The organism is Ruegeria sp. CL5, from assembly GCF_056536485.1.
This window is the reverse complement of sequence record NZ_JBQFPS010000001.1, coordinates 226,783-237,838: the sequence shown is the minus strand read 5'-3', so window position 1 is coordinate 237,838 and position 11,056 is coordinate 226,783. Positions and strand designations below refer to the sequence as shown.

Here is an 11,056-nt window from a genome sequence, read left to right as displayed (position 1 = left end):
TTGAACGGGAATGAGTTATGTCGAAAGCAGAACAGCGCGCGCAGATGTCCGAAGGCGCAGGATTTATTGCAGCCCTGGATCAAAGCGGCGGTTCAACCCCGAAAGCACTGGCTTTGTATGGCGTTGATGCCTCTGGGTATAACTCGGACGAAGAGATGTTCGGAGAGATCCAGAAGATGCGCGCCCGGATCATACTGGCAGAAGATTTCACCAAGGAAAAAGTGATCGGGGCGATCCTGTTCGAACGAACGCTGGGTGAAGAAATCGAAGGCAAGAAGGTCGCAGATTACCTATGGTCGGTCAAAAACATCGTGCCATTTCTGAAGATCGATAAAGGGCTTGAGGATCAAGCCAATGGCGTTCAAATGATGAAGCCTATCCCGGGGCTGGCAGAAACCCTGTCCACAGCGGATGGCGTTTTCGGAACCAAGGAGCGCTCGGTCATCCACGAAGCCAATGCGCAGGGCATCGCGGATGTTGTTGCACAGCAATTTGAAGTGGCCCGGGTCGTTACAGACGCAGGCATGGTGCCGATTGTCGAGCCCGAAGTGAACATCCATTCGGAAACCAAGGCCGAGGCCGAAGACATCTTGAAATCAGAAATCCTGAAGAACCTCGATCAATTGGCCGAGGGGCAGGAGGTGATGCTGAAGCTGACCATTCCAAGTCAGGCCAACTTGTATGACGAGGTAGCCGACCACCCACGTGTCCTGCGCGTGGTTGCGCTGTCGGGTGGATATTCGACAGCGCAGGCTTGTGACCTGCTCGGCAAGAACGGCAAGATGATCGCGTCTTTCTCTCGCGCGCTGACTGAAGGCTTGTCCAAGCAACAATCCGATGCGGAATTCAATGCAGCGCTCGGAAGCAACATTGACAATATCTACCGCGCCTCGATCTGATCGCAGGAGATTTTATTCTGGCTTGATGAAATCGCGGCGCATTTGCGTCGCTTTTTCGCGCATGGCACATCCCAATGCGTGATCATTGATCAACCCCATGGCCTGCATGAAGGCAAACACGGTCGTAGGACCGACGAATTTCCAGCCGCGTTTTTTCAGATCTTTCGACATCGCAATGGATTCTGCCGAAGTGGATGCGCTTTGCGGGGCAGGTGGCGTCTCAGGCTCGTGCCTCCAGACAAACGCTGCCAATGATCCTTCAGCTGCGATTAGGTCCTGCACGCGACCGGCGTTATTTATCACGGCTTCGATCTTGCCGCGATGACGTACGATGCCTTTGTCGTCCAGAAGACGATTGATATCTGCATCAGAAAACTCTGCTATCTTGTTGAAATCAAAGTTTCTAAATGCTGCTCTGAAATTCTCGCGTTTTGACAGAATGGTGCGCCAGCTCAGGCCCGACTGAAAGCTTTCAAGGCATAGTTTTTCAAACAACCGTCTGTCGTCGGAAACGGGATATCCCCATTCGTTGTCATGATAGTCGAAGAATTCAGGGGCGGCATTGCACCACGCGCACCGAGGTTTTCCATCTGGGCCCGTTGCCAAATCGCTCATGAATGTACCCTTTTTGTTCCCCGCGAGGATAAGCGACGAGATTGGCTGAAATCAAGCAATCATTCAGTTTGACGATACCAATTTAGAATGAACACGCGAATGGCCGAAGCTAGCCCGGTTTCAGGATCACGTTCTGCATCAATATTTGCCGCCAGAACATTGATTGGAATATCTTTTTTCCGCGCAATTTCACGGAATGCCTGCCAGAATTCATCCTCAAGCGAAACGGATGTTCGATGACCTTGCAAAGTCAGAGAGCGTTTGACAGGCCGCCCGCTCATTCGTCGACCTTGTGACCGTCGAGGTCGCGGCGCTGGCGCATTTTCTCCAGCCTTACCACAGCTTTCTCGGATTTGGTCTGTCCGTGTTTCGCAGAGTTTGCATCTGCACGGGCCTTCTTTTCGGCCCGCGCTTTCTCTTTTCGATACCGGTTCAGGTTGACCGGCTTGCCCATCAGTTCTTGGGCCCGATCATCTTCTCCGGGCGGACAACTGCGTCGAAGGTTTCTTCATCGACAAAGCCCAATGCGATCGCTTCTTCCTTGAGCGTCGTGCCATTCTTGTGCGCCGTCTTGGCGACGGTCGTGGCGTTGTCATACCCGATGGTGGGGGCCAGAGCGGTCACCAGCATCAACGACTCTTTCATCAGTTTATCGATGCGCGGTTCATTGGCCTTGATGCCTAGTAGCATCCTTTCGGTAAAGCTGTCGGTCGCATCACCCAACAGTTGGATGGATTGCAACAGGTTATACGACATCATCGGGTTATAGACATTCAGTTGGAAATGTCCTTGCGAGCCAGCAAACTTCATTGCTGCGTCATTGCCCATCACGTGCGCGGCCACTTGTGTCAACGCTTCGGCCTGGGTCGGATTGACCTTACCGGGCATGATGGACGAGCCGGGTTCGTTCTCGGGCAGGATAAGTTCACCTAGGCCCGAGCGGGGCCCCGAACCTAACAGACGAATATCATTTGCGATTTTATAGCAGGATCCGGCGATCGTGGCCAAAGCACCGGACAGGAAGACCATGGCGTCATGAGCGGCCAACGCTTCGAATTTGTTCGGTGCTGTAACGAAGGGAAGGCCGGTGATTTCGGCCATATTCTTGGCGACAGCCTCGTCCCAACCGTCATGAGTATTCAATCCAGTACCAACGGCGGTGCCACCTTGTGCCAGTTCATAAATGCCGGGCATCGAGGCTTCGACCCGCGCAATCCCCTGACGAATCTGATGCGCGTAACCGCCGAATTCCTGTTCCAGTGTCAGTGGGGTGGCGTCCTGTGTGTGGGTGCGACCGATCTTGATGATCCCGGCGAACTCTCTCGCCTTGGCCTCCAGCGCGGACGCAAATTTCTCGAGCCCTGGCATCAGCACATCTCGTACACTCATTGCGGTGGCGATGTGCATAGCAGTAGGAAAGGTATCGTTCGAGGACTGACCCATGTTGCAATGATCGTTCGGATGCACTGGCTCTTTCGAGCCGATCACGCCACCCAAAATCTCGATCGCGCGGTTTGCGATGACCTCGTTCGAGTTCATGTTGGATTGAGTACCCGATCCGGTTTGCCAGACGACCAAGGGGAAGTTGTCATCAAACTTACCCTCGAATACTTCTCCTGCGGCCTGAATAATCGCGTCAGCGATCTTATCATCCAACTTGCCCGTCGCCTTGTTTTCCATTGCGCAGGCCTGCTTGATCACGCCCAGCGCACGCACAATTGCGACGGGTTGTTTTTCCCACCCGATTGGGAAGTTCATGATCGAGCGTTGTGTTTGTGCGCCCCAGTATTTGTCGGCGGGCACCTCAAGAGGGCCAAAGCTGTCGGATTCGGTACGGGTTTTAGACATCGGTCGCTCCGGTCTGGTATGCAGTCGTATGCCGTTTAACCGCAGCGGGGCTGAGGCGCAATCGGCCAGTTGAGCGCACCATAAACCTAGGCCGGACAAAGGTATAGACGAAGCGCCGCACCAATTAGTTTCTGTTAGCGAAAACAGTGCCATTGTGCACAGACGGACTAAAGTTAGAATGTAGTTACATAGAGGACGGAGTCAGCCATGCGAGTATCATTTATGAACAGACCCCTGCATGCGGTTGCGTTGGCGTTTGCCGCATGTATCTGGCTGGCCGCATCTTTACAGCAAGCCAACGCGACCAACATTGAGCCTTTTGTCGGCGATTATACTGGATCTGCCGAAGTTGTTGACGCCGATGGTACTTCGACGCCTCGGGATATGAGTGTTTCAATCCACGAGATTAAAGGTGGTTTCAACATAAGTTGGACCACCACGACCTACAAAGCAGATGGGCGCATCAAGGATGAGAAATATTCGGTTGATTTTCAAAGCTCGGATCGTGCGGATGTTTATTCTGCCGCGATGAAACGCAACGTGTTCGGGCATGAGGTGCCGCTTGACCCGATGAAAGGTGAACCATTTGTCTGGGGCAGGATTGAAGGCGACACTCTGACTGTATTTTCGTTGTTCATCGCAGAAAATGGAGGCTACGAGTTGCAACAGTTTGACCGGACCTTGGCGGATGGCGGTCTGGATTTGTCATTTTCGAGGTTCCGGGACGGAGTCAAATCACGCTCGGTCGAGACATTTTTGAAAAAGAAGTAAACCCCGCATAAAGCGGGGCTTTATCTGATCACTTGCGAAAGCTATCCAGCGAAACAACATCCGCATCATGGTGCTGTGGTTCCGGTTCTTCCGCTTCCAGTTCGATTGGGGCTTCATCCGCCACAAAGACTTCGTCGTCCTCATTCTCGGGGCTTTCAAAGCGCAAGCCAAACTCGACCGAAGGGTCAACGAAGGTTTTTATTGCCATATACGGTATGTACAGCGGCTCTGGCGCATCGCCGAAATTCAACGTGATCGAAAATCCTTCATCGCCGACTTCGAGATTTTCGAACCAATGCTGCATGACGATCGTCATTTCACCGGGATACCGCTCTCGTAGCCAGTCAGCCAGTTCAACGCCTTCATATCGTGTATCAAAGGTGATGAAGAAATGGTGTGCTCCGGGCAGGCCAGTCTTGGACACATCCGTCAGGACGGTCTTGATCAGGCCCCGCATGGCCGTGTGCATCAGATTCCCGTAGTCGATGTCTTGCGACATGTTTGATCCTCGAAAGTGGTTATTACCAGCATAGTTCATTCGGACGGAAACGAAAGGCCGTGCTGGGCTGTATTGATCACAAAAACTGCAACCCGATCCCGGCCAGAACCATAATTCCTAATGTGGTCGCTAAACCGGATTTCATACGGAAAATCAACAGGCCAGCTAGCACCGTAAGAACAAGCGCCCTGATATCGAGCGTAGCAGGATCGGGCAGGGGGATTGACACAGGTCCCAATGACCAACCGGGGAGAGAGCCAAACAGAACGTTCAACCCAAACCACACGGAGAGGTTGAGAATCACTCCGACAACCGCAGCCGTGATGCCGTGCATAGCGGCCCCAAGCCAAGGGCGTGCTGCAATTCTGTCCAGTTGTGGCGCTGCGAGGAAGATCCAGAGGAAGCAGGGAACAAATGTCGCCCATAAAGCGACAACTCCGGCCGCCAGCGCAAGTGATGGCCCTCCGGCAACCTGTCCAGTCAGCATCGCCACAAATTGCGTCACAAGGATTAGAGGTCCCGGCGTGGTTTCTGCCAGGCCAAGCGCATCGATCATCTGATCCGTGTTGATCCATTGGTAGGTGTCCACAACGGTCTGGGTCATATAAGCCAGCACCGCATATGCTCCGCCAAAGGTGACGACGGCAAGACGGGCAAAAAACCAACCCAAATCGGTGAGTAATTCTTGCCCTGACAATTGCAAGAAAAACAGAGGCCCCAGCCACAATATGAGCCAGAATACTGCCGTTTGAACGGGTTTACCTAATACCGGGCTTGCCTGGACGGCTGTAGGAGCTTGGCCTTTGGACGTGGCAAAGCCCCAAAGGGCCGCGCAGAAAATGATCAGAGGGAATGGCAGGTTGAACAGAAATATTCCAAGAAACGCGAGCCCGGCGATCATCTGATGTTCGGTATCGGTCAACGCCTTTTTCGACAGATTACGCAAGGCTTGAAGAACGATGATAATGACGGTGGCTTTGATGCCCAAAAACCCCGCCTGAACCAGTGGCAATGTACCATACGCTGCATACAGCGCTACAAGTATTGCAATGACCAGCGCCCCTGGCAGGACAAACAAGCCACCTGCAATCAAGCCTCCGGTCACACCACGCAATCGCCAACCCGCGTATGTAGCCAGCTGCATGGCCTCAGGCCCCGGCAATAACATGCACAACGAAAGCGCGCGTAGATAGGTTTGCTCGTCCAGCCAGGGGCGTTTCTCGACAAGTTCCTGATGCATCAGTGAAATCTGCGCCGCTGGCCCACCAAAGGACAAAAGCCCGATACGCCCGAAAACGCTGAACAACTCACGGTACGATGGTGTCATTTCCCGTGACCTGCTGGCCAGTCATGTGTTTCACCAGATCCATCCCGCGCCCATCGATAAAGCGCATCGTAGATATGCAGACCAGCCTCCAGTTGTTGCTGATCGTCCCGATATTGGCGCGACAGTCCGACCGATATTGCCAATAATCCAGCAGCTTCTGGCGCTAAATTATGCCTGTTGGTGTCAGCCGCGCGTATTATGGTGGCCAATCGGTCCATTGGTTCGGAATGCAGGTTGAACACGTCCAGCATGGTATCGAAGGTGCATTTCTCGCCGCGATGGCTCCAGTCGACACCTTCAACGTCAAAGGGAGTGGCGCCGAAATGCTCCGCCACTCCCTGTATTTCGCCGGGCGCCACAAAAAGGAAGCGCGCTTGAGCGTCGACAAACCTTCGGATTAACCAAGGGCACGCAATGCGATCAATCTTGGGGCGATGTCGTGTCACCCAAATCGTACCGCCCTGGGCAATCTCAGGCAGGGCAGAAACAGGCACGGAGGGTGCCCCTGGCAGATCGCGCCAGGCAAACATGCCGCCCTCAAGATATTCGGACATTACGCCTTCGGATTGCAGCCAAGAGACGACACCCTGGCTTAGTTTTTTGCCTTTTTGGCAAATCACAACAGAAAAGCGATCTCCGATCCTTTCTCTGATTTTGTCAACATCTTTGAAGGAACGACGAATAGCGCTCGGAACAAGCACAGGGTCGTCCGCAAAATCCGCCTCGGTTCGCACGTCGATAAGGACAGGCGCCTTGGGTGTACCGATTAAGCGAAGCAGTTGTCGGGGTATTATTGCATTGGGGGCAGCCATTGCATGTTTCCTTGTGGCTTTGGATACATGCGAACTTGGGCTGCCGCCTCACGGGGTGTTCGCAAGCTTACCCCTTGAACCTCTGCTATCGCGTGGATGCGGTAGGGGTCAAGCTTGCGGTTGTGGTTTAACCGACCCAGTCCAACCTTTGCCCAGTCATGCAAACCGGAAGCGTATCCTGCGGGAACTGCCCAAGCTGCTCAAAGAGTGAAATGAAATCGAACTGATTATACGCCTCGACCATTTTCTCGCCTTTGAATCGGGCCATGACTTGCCCGGTAACCTCTAATGGTGCGCCGTTGTCAGCCCGAAATGTGCGGACGTGAAGAACTCCGGACACCCAATCACCGTTTTCAATGATTTTGGGGAGGTCGACCTTGATTTCGCCCAGCACATGTCGGAAGGCCATTACCAGATCGCGAAAGTCATCGGCCCCAACCTGCATTTCTGGGATCAACCCCTCGGCCATCGTGTCTGGTGCAAAAAACTGATCGATTGCGTCGGTATTGCCCTGTTCCCAAACCTCAGAATACCACGCCCTAAGCCTGTCAGAATTCGTCATCTTATCCCTCCTGTCGCCTGGACAGAAATTTGGGTTAAACAAGTGAATAAATCCTGAATCTCTAATGAGCTATGAGCAATAAACAGACATAACAGGGAAAATGCAGGTTTCTGTTGCCAGGTACCTGCGAACCCCGCCTTACGCGGCTAGGCGCAAGGGCTTAAGTTTCGGTCTTGCTACTGCTTACGCAGCAACTGCAACCGGAGCACGATTGTCGTTTGCAATTGTACTATTTTCGCCGGTAACGGTGGCAGACAGCCGAGACAAAGCTAACCCCTTTAGACGTTCGTCGATCCTATTTCGGCCCCAAAATCCCCAAACGAAGGATGATTGGTGGAGCCGCCGGGTACCGCCCCCGGGTCCGATCCGCTTATTACGAGCGCGTTTATGTCTATAGTCCCGAGGGACCTCTCTTATATAGGTGAGGTAACGATGGGATGCAAACTCGGAATCTGGGCTATAGGGTGGTTTTGTTTCAATGTGTTACGACGCTCTGTTCATGTTTGCCAGAATAAGCCAGATGGCGAGAACAAGTTCGATTCCACCAAAAATCATTGCTTTTGCCAAAGGTGGATGATCGAGAGCAACAGAAACGAATCTGCCAAGTGCCGCACCAGAATAGACTATCCCCAGCATCACATAAGCCATCGGATTGTTAAGCCACAGCACAGCAGCGCCGGTGACTACAAACAGCCCACCAACCGAGGCGCGCATTTCACTGAGACCCATGGTGCTTTTGGTCGGGACCAGATCCAATGCGTTAGCAGTATGCGCAGGCGCCAGGAAGCCAAATAAACCGAATGCAATTGTCAGCAAAGCGGCAGCTACATTGAGGATAGTGATCATTTCCACCTCATAATTCGTTTTCAAACCTCTGTTATAAAATCATTTAGATCAGGTCGGTTTGCGTTTTTTCTGGGCAACATCTTGCGCCAGTTGCCGAGTATAGCTCTCAAGCTGAACCAGCGCCGCATCAACCTTTTCAGCGTCACGCGCCTCTAAGGCATTGGCGATGTTGGTGTGTAACGCGATGATTTCTTCCCGCGACCGTGCAGTGAAGGTGATCATGTTCATCAAAGGCTGCATCGCCTCGACAGCGCCAGCCAGTTGGTAGGACAAGACGGGATTGCCAGCGCCATCGACCAGCGCTCGATGGAAGGCAACATCTGAGGCGCAGAATGCTTCGTCGGTCAGACCGGGCTGTGCCTGCCGAAAGATCTCGGCCCGCATTGTAGCAAGCTGATCCGCCGTCCGACGCTGTGCAGACAGGGACGCACAGGCTCGTTCCAACGCGTACCGTGCCTCGCACGCAGTGTCGAAACTGACCGCGTTCATCGACAGCAATAGCGTTGAGGTCGTAACCTGTTGAGAATAAGCGCCTTCAAAGCTTAGTCGATTTACAAACGCGCCCCCTGTGGCCCCACGTTGTGTACGGATCAGAGATTGTGCCGCCAAGCGTTTCAAAGCTTCGCGAACAGTCGGGCGCGAGACATTGAATTGCTCGGCAAGTTCAGATTCGGAGGGCAAGCGTTCATCGACGATGAGTTGCCCCGATATGATGGCATCCCGGATAGCTTGGGCAATTTGAGCCGATAGATCGGCAGAGCTTTGGGGGTCAATCTTCATGGTCGCTTGCGTCAAAAGTAAATTTTTATTTGTCTGACATTTAAAAGTCTGACATTTGAAAAGCAAGAGAGTTGAGTCGGGAGAGGCAAGTGAGTCGCTCAGTTTTCCGCAGCGCGCTTTGGTTGGGCTTCTACATCGCGATCCTTTGGGCGTGGTGGATGATGGTCTCGATGAGTCGCGATATGGATTTGGATTGGATCGGTCGGCCCGGCCCAATGGGACAGGCCATGGCGGCGATGGACCCGCGCATGGATATGTATATGCCCATGGCCGAGTTTGGCCCGCTGTTCTGGATGTGGGCGATCATGATGGCGGCAATGATGCTGCCAACACTAGTCCCCACATTGCGCAGTTACGATGATCTGATCCGCAGCGCGAATGGCACGCGGCCAGGGTGGCTGGGCGTTCTATCCGGGTACTTCATAGTTTGGGTGGGTTTTGCTGCGTTGATCACCGGCCTGCAGCTGGCACTGCTGTTCGGAGGTGCGGTCGATATGCTGGGCATCGCCAAATCGCCCTACTTGGCTGCAGGTCTGCTTTTGGTAGTGGGCGCTTTCCAATTCACCCGTGCAAAAGAGGTCTGCCATGGCGTTTGTCATGCGCCCATGACGTACTTTCTGGGACATTGGAAAACGGGTTTCTCAGGCGGCCTGCGCATGGGCTTAGGGTTGGGTGCATTTTGCGTGGGCTGTTGCTGGGGCTTCATGGCTCTGGGCTTTGTGGGCGGCGTCATGAGCCTGCTGTGGATGGGGCTGGCGACGCTGTTCATGGTTTTGGAAAAACTACCCCAAATCGGACACGTAGTGAGCCGGCCGATGGGGTTCATCTTAATAGCGGGCGGTCTGGCACTGCTCGTACATCACATTACTTACGGAGGATAGGTCTATGGCTAAGAACAGAAAACCGGATGCGGATAAGCTGCCGGTCAGTCAGAGAATTGACAGCCGGATGCCCAATCCCAAGCGCCGGGAGATGAGCCCGACCAACTGGGCAGTCAAGGGTGAACTGATCCTGAACTGCTCCTGCGATGTGTTTTGTCCTTGCGTCGTTTCGCTAGGTGCACACCCTCCGACCGAAGGGCATTGCCATGCGTGGATGGGTATCATGATCGACGAAGGCCACTACGAAGGCGAAGATCTGTCAGGCCTCAACGTCGGGCTGTTGGTCGATATCCCCGGGCGCATGGGCGAGGGCCAGTGGAAAGTCGCGGCTTATGTCGACGAACGCGCCAGTGGGAAGGCCTATAACGGGTTGCTGCAAATCTTCAGCGGGCAGGCAGGCGGCACTACCGGTCTGTTCACCATGTTGGTTAGTGAAATCATCGGGGCAGAGCGTGCACCGGTTCAAATCGAGCGAGATGGGACAAAGCGCCGGATCATGATCGGGCGGAAAATTCAGGGCGAGATCGAGATGCTGGCTGGTAAAGACCCTGAGCATCCGGTGATGGTTTCAAACTCGAAATACTGGATGGGCCCGGACATCATCGTGGCCAGAGGAACGAAATCCAAGGTACGTGATTATGGTCGCGTCTGGGACTTTGGCGGGAAATCAGCCGAGATTTGCCCCATCGACTGGCACGGGCCAAAGTAATGATCACCGGTGCCTATGCCCGTGAGATGGCGCGTTACAGTCGATGGGAGAACAGTCAGTTAAAGAGTTTTCTTAAGGCTCTTTCCGACGAAGAACTGACGCGGAAACGGGGCGCCTTTTTCGGTTCAATCATGGGAACAGCCAATCATCTGCTTTGGGGGGACTGGATCTGGATCTCACGGTTCGACAAAGGCCCTGGACCAGGCGGTGGCATCCCAGAGAGCGTGTCAATCTGCGCTGGTTTGTCCGAGTGGTTGCCGCTGCGGGATACCATTGACGTTCGGATTACTAGGTGGAGCGAAACGCTGGGAGACAACGAACTTACGGGCCCGTTCACATGGTATTCCGCTGCAAAAGAAGAAGATGTAACAAAGCCTTATGCGCAATGCATCATTCACATGTTCAATCACCAGACGCATCATCGCGGACAATTGCACCAAATGCTGACCGAGGCAGGCTCTGATGCGCCTGTGAGCGATTTTGTTTTTCTGCCAGAGGATTTCTGAC

General features: G+C 53.7%; 15 protein-coding genes and 1 other RNA gene. 5 read left to right on the top strand and 11 right to left on the bottom strand.

The window, feature by feature from the left end:
* Positions 1 to 17 precede the first annotated feature (17 nt).
* Entirely contained in the window at positions 18 to 899 is an 882-nt protein-coding gene (locus ACR0IU_RS01215) for a fructose bisphosphate aldolase (protein ID WP_480714972.1), read from the top strand.
* Positions 900 to 911: 12 nt separating this feature from the next.
* On the opposite strand, the gene ACR0IU_RS01210 is transcribed toward ACR0IU_RS01215, so the two are convergent.
* Genes ACR0IU_RS01210 through fumC form a run of 4 tightly spaced genes read right to left on the bottom strand, consistent with a single transcriptional unit; the run spans position 912 to position 3,362 of the window.
* On the bottom strand, positions 912 to 1,514 hold the full coding sequence (locus ACR0IU_RS01210) for a DNA-3-methyladenine glycosylase I (protein WP_480714971.1): 603 nt from the start codon (positions 1,512 to 1,514) through the stop codon (positions 912 to 914).
* 59 nt (positions 1,515 to 1,573) lie between these two features.
* On the bottom strand, positions 1,574 to 1,795 hold the full coding sequence (locus ACR0IU_RS01205; RefSeq protein ID WP_480714970.1) for a ribbon-helix-helix domain-containing protein: 222 nt from the start codon (positions 1,793 to 1,795) through the stop codon (positions 1,574 to 1,576).
* Positions 1,792 to 1,968 (bottom strand): DUF4169 family protein, encoded by a 177-nt coding sequence (locus tag ACR0IU_RS01200; protein WP_170778704.1) that lies wholly within the window; start codon positions 1,966 to 1,968, stop codon positions 1,792 to 1,794. Before ACR0IU_RS01200 ends, ACR0IU_RS01205 begins: the two co-directional genes overlap by 4 nt.
* Positions 1,968 to 3,362 carry a class II fumarate hydratase gene (gene fumC, locus ACR0IU_RS01195; protein ID WP_480714969.1) on the bottom strand — a complete coding sequence of 465 codons (1,395 nt, stop codon included), beginning with the start codon at positions 3,360 to 3,362 and terminating at the stop codon, positions 1,968 to 1,970. Before fumC ends, ACR0IU_RS01200 begins: the two co-directional genes overlap by 1 nt.
* 207 nt (positions 3,363 to 3,569) lie before the next feature.
* Between fumC and ACR0IU_RS01190 the strand changes: the two genes are divergently transcribed.
* Positions 3,570 to 4,133 carry a hypothetical protein gene (locus tag ACR0IU_RS01190; RefSeq protein ID WP_480714968.1) on the top strand — a complete coding sequence of 188 codons (564 nt, stop codon included), beginning with the start codon at positions 3,570 to 3,572 and terminating at the stop codon, positions 4,131 to 4,133.
* Positions 4,134 to 4,161: 28 nt separating this feature from the next.
* Here ACR0IU_RS01190 and ACR0IU_RS01185 read toward each other — a convergent pair whose 3' ends face one another.
* The 7 genes from ACR0IU_RS01185 to ACR0IU_RS01155 form a co-directional block, all read right to left on the bottom strand.
* Entirely contained in the window at positions 4,162 to 4,632 is a 471-nt protein-coding gene (locus tag ACR0IU_RS01185) for an SspB family protein (protein WP_480714967.1), read from the bottom strand.
* A gap of 76 nt (positions 4,633 to 4,708) precedes the next feature.
* Complete coding sequence (gene chrA, locus ACR0IU_RS01180; protein ID WP_480714966.1) at positions 4,709 to 5,959, bottom strand: chromate efflux transporter; 1,251 nt, start codon at positions 5,957 to 5,959, stop codon at positions 4,709 to 4,711.
* A complete protein-coding gene (locus ACR0IU_RS01175; protein WP_480714965.1) occupies positions 5,956 to 6,771 on the bottom strand; it encodes a chromate resistance protein ChrB domain-containing protein in 816 nt (271 codons plus the stop codon). The genes chrA and ACR0IU_RS01175 overlap by 4 nt, the downstream gene beginning before the upstream one ends.
* 127 nt (positions 6,772 to 6,898) lie before the next feature.
* A complete protein-coding gene (locus ACR0IU_RS01170; protein WP_010439948.1) occupies positions 6,899 to 7,333 on the bottom strand; it encodes an ester cyclase in 435 nt (144 codons plus the stop codon).
* A 99-nt stretch (positions 7,334 to 7,432) separates the two neighbouring features.
* Positions 7,433 to 7,780, bottom strand: a transfer-messenger RNA (tmRNA) gene (gene ssrA, locus ACR0IU_RS01165).
* 36 nt (positions 7,781 to 7,816) lie between these two features.
* Positions 7,817 to 8,179, bottom strand: a complete 363-nt coding sequence (locus ACR0IU_RS01160; protein WP_480714964.1) for a DUF4345 family protein — start codon at positions 8,177 to 8,179, stop codon at positions 7,817 to 7,819.
* 48 nt (positions 8,180 to 8,227) lie between these two features.
* A complete protein-coding gene (locus ACR0IU_RS01155) occupies positions 8,228 to 8,959 on the bottom strand; it encodes a FadR/GntR family transcriptional regulator (protein ID WP_480714963.1) in 732 nt (243 codons plus the stop codon).
* A gap of 89 nt (positions 8,960 to 9,048) precedes the next feature.
* On the opposite strand from ACR0IU_RS01155, the gene ACR0IU_RS01150 reads away from it, so the two are divergent.
* From ACR0IU_RS01150 to ACR0IU_RS01140, 3 genes are read left to right on the top strand one after another with little or no spacing between them, the layout of a single operon-like run.
* On the top strand, positions 9,049 to 9,840 hold the full coding sequence (locus ACR0IU_RS01150) for a DUF2182 domain-containing protein (RefSeq protein WP_480714962.1): 792 nt from the start codon (positions 9,049 to 9,051) through the stop codon (positions 9,838 to 9,840).
* Between the two features lie 4 nt (positions 9,841 to 9,844).
* Positions 9,845 to 10,549: a DUF1326 domain-containing protein gene (locus ACR0IU_RS01145; RefSeq protein WP_480714961.1), complete on the top strand. Its 705-nt coding sequence runs from the start codon at positions 9,845 to 9,847 to the stop codon at positions 10,547 to 10,549.
* A complete protein-coding gene (locus tag ACR0IU_RS01140; protein WP_480714960.1) occupies positions 10,549 to 11,055 on the top strand; it encodes a DinB family protein in 507 nt (168 codons plus the stop codon). Before ACR0IU_RS01145 ends, ACR0IU_RS01140 begins: the two co-directional genes overlap by 1 nt.
* Position 11,056 lies beyond the last annotated feature (1 nt).

Excerpts from the sequence above, each read along its gene's own strand:
- ACR0IU_RS01215 (WP_480714972.1), top strand. The coding sequence starts at position 18 with ATGTCGAAAGCAGAACAGCGCGCGCAGATGTCCGAAGGCGCAGGATTT.
- ACR0IU_RS01210 (WP_480714971.1), bottom strand. The coding sequence starts at position 1,514 with ATGAGCGATTTGGCAACGGGCCCAGATGGAAAACCTCGGTGCGCGTGG.
- ACR0IU_RS01205 (WP_480714970.1), bottom strand. The coding sequence starts at position 1,795 with ATGAGCGGGCGGCCTGTCAAACGCTCTCTGACTTTGCAAGGTCATCGA.
- ACR0IU_RS01200 (WP_170778704.1), bottom strand. The coding sequence starts at position 1,968 with ATGGGCAAGCCGGTCAACCTGAACCGGTATCGAAAAGAGAAAGCGCGG.
- fumC (WP_480714969.1), bottom strand. The coding sequence starts at position 3,362 with ATGTCTAAAACCCGTACCGAATCCGACAGCTTTGGCCCTCTTGAGGTG.
- ACR0IU_RS01190 (WP_480714968.1), top strand. The coding sequence starts at position 3,570 with ATGCGAGTATCATTTATGAACAGACCCCTGCATGCGGTTGCGTTGGCG.
- ACR0IU_RS01185 (WP_480714967.1), bottom strand. The coding sequence starts at position 4,632 with ATGTCGCAAGACATCGACTACGGGAATCTGATGCACACGGCCATGCGG.
- chrA (WP_480714966.1), bottom strand. The coding sequence starts at position 5,959 with ATGACACCATCGTACCGTGAGTTGTTCAGCGTTTTCGGGCGTATCGGG.
- ACR0IU_RS01175 (WP_480714965.1), bottom strand. The coding sequence starts at position 6,771 with ATGGCTGCCCCCAATGCAATAATACCCCGACAACTGCTTCGCTTAATC.
- ACR0IU_RS01170 (WP_010439948.1), bottom strand. The coding sequence starts at position 7,333 with ATGACGAATTCTGACAGGCTTAGGGCGTGGTATTCTGAGGTTTGGGAA.
- ACR0IU_RS01160 (WP_480714964.1), bottom strand. The coding sequence starts at position 8,179 with ATGATCACTATCCTCAATGTAGCTGCCGCTTTGCTGACAATTGCATTC.
- ACR0IU_RS01155 (WP_480714963.1), bottom strand. The coding sequence starts at position 8,959 with ATGAAGATTGACCCCCAAAGCTCTGCCGATCTATCGGCTCAAATTGCC.
- ACR0IU_RS01145 (WP_480714961.1), top strand. The coding sequence starts at position 9,845 with ATGGCTAAGAACAGAAAACCGGATGCGGATAAGCTGCCGGTCAGTCAG.
- ACR0IU_RS01140 (WP_480714960.1), top strand. The coding sequence starts at position 10,549 with ATGATCACCGGTGCCTATGCCCGTGAGATGGCGCGTTACAGTCGATGG.